The 16,143-nt window shown below is 70.3% G+C and carries 17 protein-coding genes; 13 read left to right on the forward strand and 4 right to left on the reverse strand.

Annotation, left to right across the window (positions count from 1 at the left end):
- Positions 1-62: 62 nt before the first annotated feature.
- Positions 63-1,037, forward strand: coding sequence for an SMI1/KNR4 family protein (locus ABZU76_RS49725; protein ID WP_354884949.1), 975 nt, complete (start codon positions 63-65; stop codon positions 1,035-1,037).
- Positions 1,038-1,049: 12 nt separating this feature from the next.
- Here the strand turns inward: ABZU76_RS49725 and ABZU76_RS49730 are convergent, their stop codons facing one another.
- Positions 1,050-1,394, reverse strand: coding sequence for an oxidoreductase (locus ABZU76_RS49730; protein WP_220237928.1), 345 nt, complete (start codon positions 1,392-1,394; stop codon positions 1,050-1,052).
- Positions 1,395-1,576: 182 nt separating this feature from the next.
- Between ABZU76_RS49730 and lpdA the strand changes: the two genes are divergently transcribed.
- From lpdA to lipB, 5 genes are all read left to right on the forward strand, one after another.
- Positions 1,577-2,950: a dihydrolipoyl dehydrogenase gene (gene lpdA, locus ABZU76_RS49735; protein WP_354884952.1), complete on the forward strand. Its 1,374-nt coding sequence runs from the start codon at positions 1,577-1,579 to the stop codon at positions 2,948-2,950.
- A gap of 56 nt (positions 2,951-3,006) precedes the next feature.
- On the forward strand, positions 3,007-4,800 hold the full coding sequence (sucB, locus tag ABZU76_RS49740) for a 2-oxoglutarate dehydrogenase, E2 component, dihydrolipoamide succinyltransferase (RefSeq protein ID WP_354884955.1): 1,794 nt from the start codon (positions 3,007-3,009) through the stop codon (positions 4,798-4,800).
- Between the two features lie 237 nt (positions 4,801-5,037).
- Complete coding sequence (locus ABZU76_RS49745) at positions 5,038-5,922, forward strand: TIGR01777 family oxidoreductase (protein WP_354884958.1); 885 nt, start codon at positions 5,038-5,040, stop codon at positions 5,920-5,922.
- Entirely contained in the window at positions 5,919-6,548 is a 630-nt protein-coding gene (locus tag ABZU76_RS49750) for a phosphatase PAP2 family protein (protein WP_354884961.1), read from the forward strand. The genes ABZU76_RS49745 and ABZU76_RS49750 overlap by 4 nt, the downstream gene beginning before the upstream one ends.
- Positions 6,545-7,288 carry a lipoyl(octanoyl) transferase LipB gene (gene lipB / locus ABZU76_RS49755; RefSeq protein ID WP_354884964.1) on the forward strand — a complete coding sequence of 248 codons (744 nt, stop codon included), beginning with the start codon at positions 6,545-6,547 and terminating at the stop codon, positions 7,286-7,288. The genes ABZU76_RS49750 and lipB overlap by 4 nt, the downstream gene beginning before the upstream one ends.
- Before the next feature lie 65 nt (positions 7,289-7,353).
- Here the strand turns inward: lipB and ABZU76_RS49760 are convergent, their stop codons facing one another.
- Both ABZU76_RS49760 and ABZU76_RS49765 read right to left on the reverse strand, forming a co-directional pair.
- Complete coding sequence (locus tag ABZU76_RS49760) at positions 7,354-8,286, reverse strand: LLM class F420-dependent oxidoreductase (RefSeq protein WP_354884967.1); 933 nt, start codon at positions 8,284-8,286, stop codon at positions 7,354-7,356.
- A 139-nt stretch (positions 8,287-8,425) separates the two neighbouring features.
- Positions 8,426-9,046, reverse strand: a complete 621-nt coding sequence (locus tag ABZU76_RS49765) for a TetR/AcrR family transcriptional regulator (RefSeq protein WP_354884970.1) — start codon at positions 9,044-9,046, stop codon at positions 8,426-8,428.
- A gap of 132 nt (positions 9,047-9,178) precedes the next feature.
- Between ABZU76_RS49765 and ABZU76_RS49770 the strand changes: the two genes are divergently transcribed.
- The 6 genes from ABZU76_RS49770 (at position 9,179) to ABZU76_RS49795 (ending at position 14,780) form a co-directional block, all read left to right on the forward strand.
- Positions 9,179-9,715, forward strand: a complete 537-nt coding sequence (locus ABZU76_RS49770; RefSeq protein WP_354884973.1) for a hypothetical protein — start codon at positions 9,179-9,181, stop codon at positions 9,713-9,715.
- A gap of 35 nt (positions 9,716-9,750) precedes the next feature.
- Complete coding sequence (locus tag ABZU76_RS49775; protein WP_354884976.1) at positions 9,751-10,701, forward strand: oxidoreductase; 951 nt, start codon at positions 9,751-9,753, stop codon at positions 10,699-10,701.
- Between the two features lie 37 nt (positions 10,702-10,738).
- On the forward strand, positions 10,739-11,740 hold the full coding sequence (gene lipA, locus ABZU76_RS49780) for a lipoyl synthase (protein WP_354884979.1): 1,002 nt from the start codon (positions 10,739-10,741) through the stop codon (positions 11,738-11,740).
- 138 nt (positions 11,741-11,878) lie between these two features.
- Positions 11,879-12,532 carry a DedA family protein gene (locus ABZU76_RS49785; protein ID WP_354884982.1) on the forward strand — a complete coding sequence of 218 codons (654 nt, stop codon included), beginning with the start codon at positions 11,879-11,881 and terminating at the stop codon, positions 12,530-12,532.
- A gap of 64 nt (positions 12,533-12,596) precedes the next feature.
- A complete protein-coding gene (locus ABZU76_RS49790) occupies positions 12,597-13,466 on the forward strand; it encodes a patatin-like phospholipase family protein (RefSeq protein WP_354884985.1) in 870 nt (289 codons plus the stop codon).
- 108 nt (positions 13,467-13,574) lie between these two features.
- Positions 13,575-14,780: an Ig-like domain-containing protein gene (locus ABZU76_RS49795; protein WP_354884988.1), complete on the forward strand. Its 1,206-nt coding sequence runs from the start codon at positions 13,575-13,577 to the stop codon at positions 14,778-14,780.
- A 248-nt stretch (positions 14,781-15,028) separates the two neighbouring features.
- Here ABZU76_RS49795 and ABZU76_RS49800 read toward each other — a convergent pair whose 3' ends face one another.
- A complete protein-coding gene (locus ABZU76_RS49800) occupies positions 15,029-15,487 on the reverse strand; it encodes a MarR family transcriptional regulator (RefSeq protein ID WP_354884991.1) in 459 nt (152 codons plus the stop codon).
- Between the two features lie 63 nt (positions 15,488-15,550).
- Here ABZU76_RS49800 and ABZU76_RS49805 point away from each other — a divergent pair, with 63 nt between their 5' ends.
- Entirely contained in the window at positions 15,551-15,919 is a 369-nt protein-coding gene (locus ABZU76_RS49805; protein ID WP_354884993.1) for a VOC family protein, read from the forward strand.
- Positions 15,920-16,143 lie beyond the last annotated feature (224 nt).

Below are 16,143 nucleotides of genomic sequence, written 5' to 3' on the forward strand. Positions count from 1 at the left end.
CCGAAGGCCCCTGCCGCTCGATTCGGCAGGGGCCTTCGGCGTTCGTGTGGGACGCTCGCGCCATGGACGCCGACGCCTATCTCGAAGCCGCGGTCCGCGAGGTGCTCACCGGGGACGAGGCGGTGCTCGACCGGCGCGTCGGGCACGCCGCGCTGCTGCTCGCCGCGGCGGGCGCGGGGACGGCCGCCGATCGGCTCGTCGCGCACTGGCGCGCGGTGGCGGAGCGGCCCGCGACGCAGCTCGCCGACGACGCCGTGCGGGCGCGCGCGTGGGCGATGCTGTTCGAGGCGCGCGGCGGCCGTCCACAGTGGGCGGACGAGCTCGTCCCGCTCGACCTCGACGCGGAAGAGCTTGCCCACCAAGCATTCCTGACGCGGAAAGTGTCCGATCTGGACGGAGTACTCGACGGCTCACCCGTCGCGGACGTCGTCTCCGCGCTGGCGCCCGGGCGGCCCGACCGCGTCCGCACGGCGCTGGCCGAAGGCGACCTCGACCAGTGGGCGAGGCTCACCGAGAACCACCCGGCCCCGGACGTCGCCGCCCTGGCCGCGACGCGGGCGCTGGCCCCGCGGCTCGTCGCCGGCGCCGATCCGCTGGGGCTCGGCCCGGAGTGGCCCGATCAGTGCGCCGGCGCGCTGATCGCCGCGTTGCGCGAGCGCTACCCGACGCACGCGGACAGCTGGCCCGAGCTCGTCGCCGCGATCATGCGCGAACGCGGCCAGACCGCGCCGCCGCCGGCGTCCGAAGCGGAGCTCCGAGAAGCCGAACTCCGGCTCGGCACCGCGCTTCCCGCCGACTACCGCGAATTCCTCCGCACGGCGAACGGCCTGCCCGACGACGTCACCTTCCCGCGCCTGCTGCCCGCCCAGGAACTACGCGCCGACTCCGGTGTGGTGATCGTCTCCGATCCCGCGCTCGTGCTGCTGACCGAGACCGGCCACGCCGTGGAGGTCGACCTCGCGTTCGGCAGCACCGCGCACCCGTCGTTCCGCGCGCTGCTGGAGCACCACCTCGGTCTGCTGGAGGCGAGCGCCTAGCCGGAACAATTCCTAGACCTGACCGCGCTTCTTCCGCTCCGTGTACTCGCGCATGCGCTTGGGGTAGCCGACCCGCGACACCTCGTACACGGGAATCGACCGCTTCTCGCCGAAGTGCAGTGCCGCCTGGAGGCTGCCGATGCGCCGGCGGGTCCACTCGCCGTCGTGGGCGATGAGGACCACAGTGGCTTCCGTCACGGTGGTGCGGGGCTCGACGTACGCCTCCACTCCACGCCGCGACGCGGCCCATTCCTCCAGGTGACGGGTGTCTTCGGAGGTGGCCTTGCGCATCGTTCCCGGACGTCTGCCGCCTCGGCCTCGCCGACGCAGCGAGTCGAAGATCCCCACTCCGACCACCTCTCTTCCTGCAGGAGTACGAACTCCATTATTCCCACGATCAGGTGTGGTCGGTGTCGCACGGCCGGGTTGGTCGGCCGGATCGGCGTAGTGACAAGATGGCTGGTGTCGCGCGCGCGGTTATACCGGGGCTGCGCGACGACCGAGCTTCACCCCTACACCGCTGCCGAGGAGTTATTGAAGTGAGCGACACCTCCGCCGACCTTGTGATCCTGGGAGGCGGATCGGGCGGCTACGCCGCGGCTTTCCGCGCGGCCGAGCTGGGCCTTTCCGTCACGCTGATCGAGAAGGACAAGCTGGGCGGGACCTGCCTGCACCGTGGGTGCATCCCGACCAAGGCCCTGCTCCACGCCGCCGAAGTCGCCGACGAAACTCGCGAAGCGGAGTCGGTCGGGGTCAAGGCCGTGTTCGAAGGCATCGACATCGCCGGGGTCAACAAGTACAAGGACGGCGTCGTCGCCCGCCTGTACAAGGGCCTGCAGGGTCTGGCCAAGGCCCACAAGGTCAACCTGGTCGAGGGCACCGGCACGTTCGTCGGCGGCACGACCGTCGAGGTCGAGGGCACCCGCTACACGGGCAAGAACGTCATCCTCGCCACCGGTTCGTACTCGCGGTCCCTGCCCAGCCTGGAGCTCGGCGGCCGGATCATCGCCAGCGAGCAGGCGCTCGCGCTCGACTGGGTGCCGAAGAAGGTCGTGGTGCTCGGCGGCGGCGTGATCGGCGTGGAGTTCGCGAGCGTCTGGGCTTCCTTCGGCGTCGACGTCACCGTGGTCGAGGCCCTGCCGCGCTTGGTGCCCGCCGAGGACGAGTTCGCGTCCAAGCAGCTCGAGCGCGCGTTCCGCCGCCGCAAGATCGCCTTCAAGACGGGCGTGCGGTTCACTGGCGCGAAGCAGGACGACAACGGCGTGAGCGTGTCGCTGGAGTCCGGCGAGACCATCGACGCCGACCTGCTGCTGGTCGCCGTCGGCCGCGGCCCGAACTCCGCGGGCCACGGCTACGAGGAGGCCGGCGTCAAGATCGACCGCGGCTTCGTCCTCACCGACGACCGCCTGCGCACGAACCTGCCGAACGTCTACGCCGTCGGCGACATCGTGCCGGGCCTGCAGCTGGCCCACCGCGGCTTCCAGCAGGGCATCTTCGTCGCCGAGGAGATCGCCGGGCTCGCCCCGCGCGTGATCGACGAGAAGGGCATTCCGCGCGTCACCTACTCGCACCCCGAGGTCGCCTCGGTCGGGCTCACCGAGTCGCAGGCCAAGGAGAAGTACGGCAACGACGTCACCACCTACACCTACGACCTCGGCGGCAACGGCAAGAGCCAGATCCTCAAGACCTCCGGTGGCGTGAAGCTGGTCAAGGCGCCCGACGGCCCGGTCGTCGGCGTGCACATGGTGGGCGACCGCGTCGGCGAGCTGATCGGCGAAGCGCAGCTCGTCTACAACTGGGAGGCGTTCCCGGAGGACGTCGCCCCCCTCATCCACGCGCACCCCACCCAGACCGAGGCCCTCGGTGAAGCGTTCCTCGCCCTCGCGGGCAAGCCGCTGCACGTGCACAGCTGACGTCTCACCAGCACAATCCAAGACACGACTTACAGATCAAGAGGAGTCAGCGAACGATGGCCTACTCCGTCACGTTGCCGGAGCTCGGTGAGAGCGTCACAGAAGGCACCGTCACCCGGTGGTTGAAGCAGGAAGGCGACACCGTCGCGGTCGACGAGCCGTTGCTCGAGATCTCCACCGACAAGGTCGACACCGAGGTCCCGTCCCCCGTGGCCGGCACCCTGGTGAAGATCAGCGCCGGTGAGGACGAGACCGTCGAGGTCGGCGGCGAGCTCGCGGTGATCGACGACGGCACCGGCGGCGTCCCCGCCGCTGCCGAGCCGGCCGCCGCGCCCGCGCAGGAAGCCGCTCCGGAACCGCAGGCGGCGCCCGAGCCGGAGCCGACGCCGGCGCCCGCCGCGCAGGCTCCTCAGGCCGAGGCCCCGTCGCGTCCGGACACCGCGCCGGCGTCGGGTGGCCAGGGCACCGAGGTGAAGCTGCCCGAGCTGGGCGAGAGCGTCACCGAGGGCACCGTGACCCGCTGGCTCAAGCAGGTCGGCGACCCGGTCGAGGTCGACGAGCCGCTGCTCGAGATCTCCACGGACAAGGTCGACACCGAGGTCCCGTCACCGGTCGCCGGCACGGTGCTCGAGATCCGCGCCGGTGAGGACGAGACCGTCGAGGTCGGCGGGGTTCTCGCGGTGATCGGTGCCGCGGGTGCGGCTCCGGCCGCCGCTCCGGCGCCCGTCGCTCCGGCCCCGGCTGCCCCGGCTCCCGCCCCGGTTCAGGAGAGCAAGCCCGCTCCTGCCCCGGCACCTGCCGCGCCCGCCCCGGCGGCTCCGGCCGCTGCCCCGGCTCCGGCCGCCGCTGCCCCGGCCGCCAAGGCCGAGGACAACGGTTCGGCCGACGGCCCGTACGTCACGCCGCTGGTGCGCAAGCTCGCGTCCGAGCACGACATCGACCTGGCGACGCTGACCGGCAGCGGTGTCGGCGGCCGCATCCGCAAGCAGGACGTGCTCGCGGCGGCCGAGGCCAAGCAGAAGGCGGCCGCTCCGGCGCCCGCGGCTGCTGCCCCGGCCCCGGCCGCGCAGGCTCCGGCCGCGGCTGCCCCGTCGGCTCCGGCCGCCGTCTCGCCGGACATCGCCGCCCTGCGCGGCACGGTGCAGAAGGCCAGCCGGATCCGGCAGATCACGGCCACCAAGACCCGCGAGTCGCTGCAGATTTCCGCGCAGCTCACGCAGGTGCACGAGGTGGACGTGACGAAGATCGCCAAGCTGCGCCAGCGCGCGAAGGCGGCCTTCCGCGAGCGCGAGGGCGTGAACCTCACGTTCCTGCCGTTCTTCGCGAAGGCCACCGTCGAGGCGCTCAAGCAGCACCCGAACGTCAACGCCTCCTACAACGAGGACACGAAGGAGATCACCTACCACGGCGCCGTGCACTTGGGCATCGCGGTGGACACCGACCGCGGCCTGCTGTCGGTCGTGATCCACGACGCGGGTGAGCTGAGCCTGGCCGGTCTCGCGCACCGCATCGCCGACCTGGCGGCGCGGGCCCGGGCCAACCACATCAAGCCGGACGAGCTGACCGGTGGCACCTTCACCGTCACGAACATCGGCAGCAACGGCGCCCTGTTCGACACGCCGATCATCGTGCAGCCGCAGTCCGGCATGCTCGGCACCGGCGCCGTCGTGAAGCGCCCGGTCGTCGTGTCCGACGCCGAGGGCAACGACACGATCGCCGTCCGCTCGATGGTGTTCCTGCCGCTGACCTACGACCACCGCCTGGTCGACGGCGCCGACGCCGGCCGCTTCCTCACGACGATCAAGCAGCGTCTGGAAGAGGGCAAGTTCGAGGACGAGCTCGGCCTCTGACGCGATAGCCGGTCTGTCGAAGGCCTCGCACTCCCCAGGGGTGCGGGGCCTTCGCCGTTCCCGGGTGTCCGATGTAGACGGTCGGCCGCCGCCCGCCGTGGCGGAACCGGCGGCCGGGCTGGAACACTGGCGGTGCCACGGTCACCCCCATCCTGTCCATTCCGGACGGTCCCGCACGGGGTCGCCGACCACGGGCCGGGGGTGCGGAACACGCACGGATAGGACACGATCTCAGGCATGCGGGTACTCATCGCGGGGTCCGGCGGGCTCATCGGCACGGCACTGGCGGCGCGGCTGCGCTCGGCCGGCCACGACGTGCGCCGCCTCGTGCGGCGCACCGCGCGGGCGGCCGACGAACACGGCTGGGACCCGCCGTCGGCGCGGATCGACGAGGGCGCGTTCGACGGGGTCGGCGCCGTCGTGAACCTCTGCGGCGCACCCCTGCTGCCGGGCCGATGGAGCGCGATGCGCAAGCAGGTGCTGCTCGACAGCCGCGTCGAGCCCACGGAGGTGCTCGCCGAAGCCGTGGCCGAGCACGGCGTGAAGGTGCTCGTGAACGCCTCGGCCGTCGGCTTCTACGGCAACACCGGTTCCCACGTGGTCGACGAAACCGCCGGCGCGGGCACGGGTTTCCTGGCTGAGCTCTGCACGGCGTGGGAAAGCGCGACCGCCCCCGCCGCCACGGCCGGCGCCCGCGTGGTGCTCGTCCGCACCGGCCTCGTGCTCGCGCGCAAGGGCGGCTTGCTCGACGTGCTGCGGCCGCTGTTCGGCTTCGCCCTCGGCGGCCGACTCGGCGACGGCCGCCAGTTCATGCCGTGGATCTCGCTCGACGACGAGGTCGGCGCCCTCGTCCACGCGCTGGAGCACGAAACGCTGGCCGGCCCGGTCAACCTCGCCGGCCCCGCGCCCGCCACCAACGCCGAGTTCACGAAAGCCCTCAGCCAAGCCCTGCACCGGCCGGCGCCGTGGTGGGTTCCGGGGGTCGCGCTGAAGCTCGCGCTCGGGCAGGCCGGCGAGGAAATGGCGTTGTACGGCCAGCGCGCCGTTCCGCGGCGGCTGGAGCACACGGGTTACGAGTTCCGCCACCGCACTCTGGAGAGCGCGCTGGCCGCCGCGACATGACCGTGCCGCGCGTCCGCTGGATCGTGACGGGCGTGGTGCTGTTCGCCGCTTTCGTCGCGCTGGGCCTGCTCGTCGACCGGCAGCCGCTGCAGCTCGACATGGAAGTCGCGAACGCGTTGCGCGGCCAGGACGCGCGCCCGACCGGGCTGGTCGCGGGGGTCGTCACGAACGTCCTCGGTCCCGTGCTGCCCGGGGTGCTGGGCGTGGCACTGCTCGCGCTGGTGTTGCGGGACCGTTCGAAGCTGTCGCTGTGCGTGCGGCTGGCTGTGGTGTTGGTGCTGTGCCGGCTGACGAGCCTGGCGTTCAAACCCGTGTTCCTGCGCCGGCGTCCGCGCGAGTACCCGGACCTGAGCTACCCCAGCGGCCACGTCGTCGCGGTGGCCTCGACCGGACTGGTCGTGGTGCTGGTGTGCGGCTGGTTCGCACCGCGGTTCGTCCGGTGGGCGGTGGGGATCGCCGTGGCCGCGACCGTCGTGGCAGCGGCCTGTCGGATCGTGCTGGGTGTGCATTGGGTCACGGACACCGTCGGCGCCGTGCTCGCGGTGCTGGGAATGGGCCTGGTGTCGGCGACGGCACTGCGGCTCGTGCCCTTTCACAGGCCCGACGGGCGTAGCCTCGACGAGTGAGTTCTTCGACCGATTCCTGCCGTGCCGCCACCGAACCCGTCGTAGTCCGGGAGCTCGGCACGATCGACTACACCGAGGCCTGGGACCTGCAGCGCGAGATCCTCACCGCGCGCGCCGACCAGACCGGACCGGACACCCTGCTGCTGCTTGAACACCCGTCGGTCTACACCGCCGGAAAGCGCACGGAGCCCGAGGACCGGCCGGCCGACGGCACGCCGGTGATCGACGTGGACCGCGGCGGCAAGATCACGTGGCACGGCCCCGGCCAGCTCGTCGGTTACCCGATCATCGAGCTCGCCGACCCGATCGACGTCATGCACTACGTACGCCGGCTCGAAGAGGCGCTGATCGTGGTGTGCGAGCAGCTCGGTGTGCACACCGGCCGCGTCGAGGGCCGCAGCGGCGTGTGGATCCCGGCCGACGACCGCGGCATCGAGCGCAAGATCGCCGCCATCGGCATCCGCGTGCAGCGCGGCGTGACCATGCACGGCCTCGAGTTGAACTGCAACGCCGACCTCGGCGCGTTCGACTCGATCGTGCCGTGCGGCCTCCGCGACGCCGGTGTCACGTCGCTGTCGTATGAACTGCAGCGCGACGTTACCGTGGCCGAGGTGCTGCCGATGGTGCGCGACGCCGTGCTGGCCGCGCTCGAAGGTGAGCTGGTCGTGAATGACGACCGCTGGTTGCCACGCCCGGAAGCGCCTTCGGCGCCGGGCGTCACCTTCGCCCTGCAGAACTGAGAACTCGTGAGGGGCCGCGCCGCGTTCGAACAAGAACCGAACCGGCGCCGCCCCTCACGAGTAAGTCACAGCTGCGGTGCCACGTCCGAGGCGATGAACTCGAGGTGGTCCAGGTCCTGCAGGTCGAGAACCTGCAGGTAGAGCCGCGTGATACCCGTCTTCTCACGCCACTGCCCGATGCGGTCGACGACCTGGGCCGCCGTGCCGGCCAGGCCGGACTCGCGCAGCTCACCGAGGTCACGCCCGATGGCCCCGGCCCGGCGCGCCACCTCGGCGTCGTCGCGGCCGATCGCGACGGTGAGCGCCACCGAACGCAGGATCTCCTTCGGGTCGCGGCCCACGGCCTCGGCCGCGGCGGCCACGCGCTCGAACTGCGCCAGCGCGGCTTCCGGGCTCGCGAACGGCAGGTTGAACTCGTCGGCGAAGCGCGCGGCCAGCTCGGGCGTCCGCTTCTTGCCCCCGCCACCGATGATCACGGGCGGCGCGGGCGACTGCGCCGGCTTCGGCAGCGCGGGCGAGTCGACGACGGTGTAGTGCTCACCGGAGAACGAGAACGTCTCGCCCGCCGGCGTCTTCCACAGGCCGGTGATGATCTCCAGCTGCTCGGCGTAGCGGTCGAAGCGCTCCTTCAGCGGCGGCAGCGTGAGCGCGTACGCGGTGTGCTCGGTGTCGAACCAGCCCGCGCCGAGGCCGAACTCCACGCGCCCGCCCGACATCTGGTCGACCTGCGCCACGGAGATCGCGAGCGGGCCGGGGTGGCGAAACGTCGCCGCGGTGACGAGCGTGCCGAGCCGGATCCGCTTGGTCTCGCGGGCGAGCCCGGCCAAGGTGATCCACGCGTCGGTGGGCCCGGGCAGACCGTCGCCGTCGCCCATCTTCAGGTAGTGGTCGCTGCGGAAGAACGCGTCGAAACCGGCGGCCTCGGTCGCGTTGGCGACGCGCAGGAGGTCGTCGTACGTGGCGCCCTGCTGGGGCTCCGTGAAGATCCTCAAGTCCATGGCGCCAGCCTAGCTGTGCCGATCATTGCCAATCCGACGACAGTCACGGCCGAATGGCTTCGCAGCAACGGTTACGTGCCGCGAGGGGGCGGCCTGTTTTGGGCCGGATTGGCAACCACGGCGCTGTTCAGGGCGCCGCTCAGCTCGCGGCCGGCCGCTCCCCCACCTCGCCGGGCTGACGCAGGCGCAGCAGCATCCGCACGATCACGTCCTCGATCTGCTCACCGATCTTCTTCGGGTCGGCCGCGCTCGCGATCTCCGTGGCCGCGGACGACAGCGCGCCGAACAGCAGACGCGCGGTGATGTCGACCGGCACGGGCTCGACCTCGCCGGCGTCCACGAGCGACTGCAGGCCCGCCCGCACGAGCCCGAAGCTGCACTGCTCCTCGGCCTCGCGCCAGCGTTCCCAGCCCATCACCACCGGCGCCTCGTGGATCGCGATGCGCTGGTAGGCCGGGTCGAGGCAGCTCTTGATGAACGCGTTGAGCGCGCCCAGTACCCGTTCCCACGGCGTACCGGGGCCGGTCATGATCTTCTCCAGCCGGTCGTAGACCAGGCTTTCCACGGAGTCGAACGCGGCTTCGAACAGGGCCTGCTTGCCGCTGAAGTGGTGGTACAGCGCGCCCTTCGTCACGCGGGCGCGCTTGGCCACCTCGTCGAGCGAGGTACCCGCGTAACCGCGTTTCGTGAACAGCTCGACGGCGCTGTCGACCAGGGCGGATCGTGTGGACTCCGAGTAGTCGAGTCGTCTGGACCTCATTGTCGGCACCCTCACAACCTTACGCCGGACGGCGATCTCCATACCCATGGTATGTTCACTGCGTCAGGTCCGTACCGGGAGTATGCCGCAAACCCGCGGTACGACCCGGGTCACGGAAGGGGAGCCCACACCATGAGCTGGACCGACTTCTACCGACGCCGGGAGATCCTCGAGGCGGCCGTGCGCTATGCGCAGCGCACCCCTGATGAGCCGCTCGTTCTCGCCGAGATCCCCGGCGCCACCGACGTTTTCGGCGGTGAAGAGAACCTGCTGCTGGCACTGCAGTACAGGTGGACGCAGGTGCTCGGGGGGCACCTGCGCGCGGAGCTGGCCGACCCGGAGGACGCCGCGGCCGACGGCGTCGGCGACCAGGTCGACACCGTTTCCCGCGCGTGGCGGCGCGCGCAGTCCGAGCACGAGACGCTGCGTGCGGTGCTCGACGCCGCGCTGACCCGGCACCCGTCGCTGGTGAACCTGCACGAGGGCGAGCTGCGCACGCTGGCGCTCACGGCGGGGCTGGCCGGGCCCGGCGAGCCCACCGAGGAGATCACCCGCGTCGGCTACGCCTTCGATTCGCTGGTGCGCGCCGGCAGCGACCGCTCGGACCGCCCGGCGCGGCGGCGCAGCCCCATGGGACACCTCATGCGCCTGCTCGCACCCAGCGCGTGACCGCGTAGTTACAGGCGTGTAGTTAGGTGAACCCCATGAACCGACGCTGGACCGAGGCCGACCTGGCCGACCAGACCGGCCGGACCGTCCTGGTCACCGGCGCCAACTCGGGCCTCGGTCTGCGCACGGCGGAGGTCCTCGCCGGCCACGGCGCGCGAGTGCTGCTCGCCTGCCGCTCGGCCGAGCGCGGTGCCGCCGCCCTCGAGCGTGTGCGTGCGGTGGCCTCCGGTGCCGCGCCCGAGCTCGTGCAGCTGGATCTGGCCGACCTCGCGTCGGTGCGCAAGGCGGCCACATCGGTGCGCGAGCTGACCGGTGACGCGCTCGACGTGCTCGTGAACAACGCCGGCCTCATGGGCACACCCAAGGGCCGAACGGCCGACGGCTTCGAGCTGCAGTTCGGCACCAACTACCTCGGGCCGGCCGCGCTCACGTGGCTGCTGATGCCCGCGCTGCGCGGCGGCACGGCGGCGCGCGTGGTCACGCTCTCGAGCATCGCGGCCACCGGCTCGCGCATCCGGCTGGCGGACCCGAACTTCGAGCACGGCCGGTTCAACACGGCCGCCGCCTACGGGCAGTCGAAGCTCGCCGACCAGATCTTCGGGCTGGAGCTCGACCGGCGGCTCCGCGCGGCCGGTTCCCCGGTGATCAGCGTGCTCGCCCACCCCGGCTACACCGAGACCGGTTTGCAGACCGGCATGGCGAAGTCCTACCCCAACCCCGTCGTGCGCGCCTTGATGCTCGGCACGATGCACCTCGGCAACCTGGTGCTGGCGCAGGACCTCGCGCACGGGGCGCTGCCGCAGCTCTACGCGGCCACGCAGCCAGACGTCGAGGGCGGCGACTACTACGGCCCGGACCGCCTGTTCGGTTCCCGTGGGTATCCCACGAAGGTGCGCCCGCTCGCCGCCGCCCGCGACCTCGCGACGGCGACCGCATTGTGGGACTTGACGGCCCGCTTGACGAACGTCACGCCCGACCCGCAGTAGGCGATTCGCCCGGTACCGCGGGCGTAGTGTGGTGGACGTGACTGCTGCGCCTGAAGGGCGGAAGTTGCTGCGGCTCGAGGTCCGCAACAGCGAGACGCCCATTGAGAAGAAGCCGTCGTGGATCAAGACGAAGGTGCGGATGGGGCCGGAGTTCACTGAACTCAAAGGCCTGGTGCGGCGTGAAGGCCTGCACACCGTCTGCGAAGAAGCCGGCTGTCCCAACATCTACGAGTGCTGGGAAGACCGTGAGGCGACGTTCCTGATCGGCGGGGACCAGTGCACGCGGCGGTGTGATTTCTGCCAGATCGACACCGGGAAACCGTCCGCCCTCGATCGCACCGAGCCGCGCAAGGTCGCGGAATCCGTGCAGGCCATGGGTTTGCGGTACTCGACCGTCACGGGCGTGGCGCGCGACGATCTGGATGACGGCGGGGCCTGGCTGTACGCGGAGACCGTCCGGCAGATCCACGAGCTCAACCCGGGCACCGGTGTCGAGCTGCTGATCCCGGACTTCAACGCGGATCCCGAGCAGCTGGCCGAGGTGTTCGGCTCGCGGCCGGAGGTTTTGGCGCACAACGTGGAGACGGTGCCGCGCATCTTCAAGCGCATCCGTCCCGGGTTCCGCTACGCGCGTTCGCTGGAGGTCATCACGAAGGCCCGTGAGGCCGGCCTGGTGACGAAGTCGAACCTGATCCTCGGCATGGGCGAGACGCCCGACGAGGTCGGGGCCGCGATGCGCGACCTGTACGAGGCGGGCTGCGAAATCCTCACGATCACGCAGTACCTGCGGCCCTCGCCGCGGCACCACCCCGTGGACCGCTGGGTGACGCCGGAGGAGTTCGTGGAGCACTCCCAGACGGCCGAGGCGCTCGGTTTCAGCGGCGTGATGGCGGGACCGCTCGTGCGCTCCTCCTACCGCGCCGGACGGCTCTACGCGCAGACCAAGGCCCACCGCGGTGAGGAGCTGCCGGAGAACCTGGCGCACCTGGCCGAGCAGGGCCCGGCGGCGCAGGAAGCCAGCTCGCTGCTCGCACGCTGACCGGCGTTTGCTTCATGAAGGGCCCGCTCACCTCGAGCGGGCCCTTCGTCGTTCCGGCCCCTACGGGCAGTCCCTGGGAAGTCCCCCAGGTCGGGCCGAGCGCCGTGACGGATTCCAAAGAATCCGTAAAGTGACCTTGTGGCTTTGGTAACGGATCTCCTGAACTGGCTGCAAGGACTCCCGGAACCGGGCCTTGTCGCCGCGGCCGGCGGGCTCGTGTTCGCCGAGTGCACCATCGGCCTGGGGTTCATCGCTCCCGGCGAGTCGGCGCTGCTCATCGCGGCGACGACGGCGACCACGACACCGCGGTTCCTCACGCTGTGGGCCGTGGTCACGGTGTGCGCGGCACTCGGCGACTCCGTCGGCTACGCACTCGGCCGCCGGTTCGGACCACGGCTGCGCGAGACGAAGTTGATCCGCAAGTACGGCCTCGACGCGTGGGACAAGGCCGCCGGCGTGCTGGAGCGGCGTGGCGCGTGGGCGGTGTTCTTCGCGCGGTTCCTGCCGGTGCTGCGGACGTTGACGCCGGCCGCCGCTGGCGCGTCACGGCTGCCGTTCCGGAAGTTCCTGCCCGCGACGGTCGCGGGGGCGCTGTGCTGGTCGCTCGTGCACATCAGCCTCGGCGCGGCGCTCGGCGAGGCGGCCAAGAAGGTGGAGGGCGCGCTCAGCACGGGCTTCCTCGTGGCGGCGACCGCGGTCGTCGGGGTACTGGTGTTCTTCCTGGTGCGCATGAAGAAGCGCAAAGCACTGGCGCCCGAGCCGACTGAGGAACCGGTCCGCGTCGCGGAGTGATCCGGTGCGGCATCACACGTCCGTGACGCCGCCGTGAACGCTCACGCTTACTACATTCGGCGGTATGACCCCACTCGATCTCCCCGGGCCGGTGGCGTTCGTGCTCGGCGGCGGAGGGAGCCTGGGCGCGCTGCAGGTCGGGATGCTGCGCGCGCTGGACGAAGCCGGCGTGACACCCGACCTCGTGGTCGGCACTTCGGTGGGTTCGCTCAACGCCGCCGTGCTGGCGCTGCCCGGGGCCGACCGGCTCGGGCGCCTGCACGACATCTGGAAGCACATGACGAAGCACGAAGCGTTCCCCGGCGGCGTTTTCAGCCAGGTGCGCACGCTTCGCCACAGCAAAACGAACCTGTTCCCCAACACAGGTCTCACGAAGATCATCGACGACCACCTCGGCCCCGGCCGGCGCTTCGAGGACCTGGAGCTCCCGCTCGGTGTGGTGACCACGGACGTCGACACGGCCGAGCCGGTCCTGTTCCGCACGGGGCCGGTGCGCGAGCCGTTGCTGGCCAGCTGCGCCATCCCGGGGATCTACCCGCCGGTGGACTACGACGGCCGGCTGCTCTACGACGGCGGCCTGGTGGCCAACGTGCCGATGCGCCAGGCGCTCGCGATGGGCGCTCGCTCACTTGTGGTCCTGGACTGCGCGTTTCCGGGCAAAATGCCGGGTGCACCACGCACGTTCGCCGAGGTGATGATGTTCACCGCGTTGATCAGCATGCGCAACCAGGCGGCACTGGAGGCGCCCGCCGCGGCGCGGCGAGCACCCGTGGTCTACCTGCCCGGACCGGCGCCCGTGCGGGTCAGCCCGCTCGACTTCACGAAGACGGACCAGCTCGCCGACGAGGCCTACCATTCGGCCCGTGACTACCTGAAGGAACTGGTCGTCGACGGCCCCGGTCTCTACGGCGCGCCAGGCCTTGTCACAGCGTGATCCACGCCACTGCGATGCACCTATCCGCTGCGTGGGGCGTCTTCCTGATCGCGTAGTTTTGGAATGGAAGAAGCCTGCCGGCCCGCGATACCCCGCAAAAGAGACAAAATGTTCCCGAAGAAGACTTTCCTTTCGGTTGCCGGAATTCTCGCGGCAACCCTGCTGGTTTCGGCCTGCTCCTCCGGTGGGGACACCGGGGGCAGCGCATCGCCCGTGACCCCGGGTGGCACGAGCGCGGCCACCGCGGCCACGCCGGCGACGGTGTCGATCGACCCGGCCGACGCCTCCGGGATCAGCCCGACCACCCCGATCGTCGTCAAGGCCGCCAACGGCAAGCTGACCGACGTGACGGTGACCAACTCCAAGGGGAAGTCGGTCGCCGGCAAGCTCACGACGGACGGCTCCAGCTGGACCAACACCGAGGTGCTCGGCTACGGCGGCACCTACAAGATCGTCGCGCACGCCCAGGGCACCGACGGCAAGCCAGTGGAGAAGGACGGCAACGTCACCACGGTTTCGCCGTCGAAGCAGGCGAACGCGAACCTGATCCCGGCGCCGTCGGCCGTGAAGTCGACCGGTGTCGGCGTGGGGCAGCCGATCGTGTTCAGCTTCGGCGTCAAGGTGAAGAACAAGGCCGCCGTGGAGAAGGCCCTGTCGGTGCAGTCGTCGCCGCAGCAGGAGGGCAGCTGGTACTGGATGGACGACCAGAACGTCCACTACCGGCCGAAGGAGTACTGGCAGCCGAACACCACACTGACCGTCTCGGCGAAGATCTACGGCGTCGACTTCGGCAACGGCGTGTTCGGCGCCGAGGACCGCACCGAGACGTACAAGGTGCACGACTCCTGGATCGCCAAGGCGGACGGCAACACCGAGCAGATGCAGATCTTCCACAACGGCTCGATGGTGAAGACCATGCCGATCTCCATGGGCAAGGACGCCACGCCGACGCACCTCGGCCCGCACGTGATCTCGTTCAAGCAGGCGAACTACACGATGGACTCCTGCACCTACGGTGTCTGCCCGCCCGACCCGAAGGCCTACCGCTCCGACGAAAAGTTCTCCGAGCGCATCTCGAACGACGGTGAGTTCGTGCACGAGAACCCGAACAGCGTCGGCCAGCAGGGCAGCTCCAACGTGTCCCACGGCTGCATCAACCTGAACGCCGCCAACGCCGAATGGTTCTTCCAGAACTTCGGCCTCGGCGACGTCGTGGAGGTCACCAACTCGGGCGGCCCACAGCTCCCCGTGTGGGACCTGTACGGCGACTGGTCCAAGTCCTGGACGGACTGGCAGAAGGGCTCGGCTCTCTGAGCCTTGGGGGGCCTCCGCCTTGGGGCGAGGCACGCGGGTGATGGACTGGCGGAAGGCGCCGGAGCGATTGTTGCTCCGGCGCCTTTCTCGTTGTCTGGGGGCGCTGCGTGGGTTGTGTGCCGGGGTTTTGTGGCTCGTCGCAGAAGAGGGCGTAGTCGGGGTCTGTCGGTTTCGAGGTTGCCTGCACGGATTTTCATGCTCGGCTGCACGCCTATCCGGGCGCGGCGAGACGTGCGCCAGGGACCGAGCTAGGCACCGTCGTTGCCATCGCGCAGGGAATGGATCATGCTCCGCAGGCTCCGGAACGCGACTGACTGCTCGGCCTCGGTCATGCCGGCCAGCATTCTGACCTCGACGGACCGGACCGCGACGGTCGCCTTCTCAAGGCTCCGTCGGCCGCGAGGCGTGAGCCGCGTGGGAAGAACCTTTCCGACGGGTGCCTCCGCAGGCCTGGTCACGTGACCCTCTCGTTCCAGGGCCTGGAGCAGCACGTTCATCGTCTGCCGGGTCACGAACGCGCCCCGCGCGAGCTCGGAGTTCGACAAGCCCGGTCGTTGAGCCAGCAGCTCGAGGCAGGAGTAGTGCGTCACGCTCATCCCGAGCGGCCGCAGCACCTCCTCCATGGCTGCGCGCAGGACGCTCGACGCCTCTTTCAGCAGGTAGCCCAGTGACGTCTCCAGGTCGACGCCGACACCGTCTTGACTCATGTCAGCATTCTGACATAGATTGACCCGTGTCAGAAAGCTGACACGAAACGAAGGAGCGTCACCATGCCCGCCACCGGCCCCGACTTCATCTCGCTCCAAGCGCGCGATCTCGACGCTTCACAGGCGTTCTACGAGCAGTACCTCGGCCTCGTCCGCTCGCCGGCCGGACCTCCGCACGCCGTCGTCTTCGAGACGAAGCCGATCGCGTTCGCACTCCGCGAAGTCGTTCCCGGCACCGATCTCACATCCGTTGCCCAGCCCGGCATCGGTGCCGCTATCTGGCTCCACGCCACAGACGTCCAGGCCATTCACGATGCGCTTGTCGCCGACGATCACACCATCGTCTCCGCACCGATCGACGGCCCCTTCGGCCGGACATTCACCTTCGCCGACCCCGACGGCTACCAAGTCACTCTCCACGACCGCACCTGATAGGCCGAGGGCTTGATGCCGCGGGCCACAGTCAAGGGCGCTCGATGGACGGAGCCGCCGGGAGATGGTCCGTTAGACCGGCCGGCGGCCGAAAAGGTCTGGAAATAGAGTTAGGCCCCGGGAGAACCGTGAAGATTCTCAACCGGGGCCTAACCCTGACATTTAGTTCGGCGGCGTCCTACTCTCCCACAACCCTTCGGTTGCAGTACCATCGGCGCTACCAG

The sequence above is a fragment of the Amycolatopsis sp. NPDC005232 genome (genome assembly GCF_040607795.1).
Classification (GTDB): domain Bacteria; phylum Actinomycetota; class Actinomycetes; order Mycobacteriales; family Pseudonocardiaceae; genus Amycolatopsis.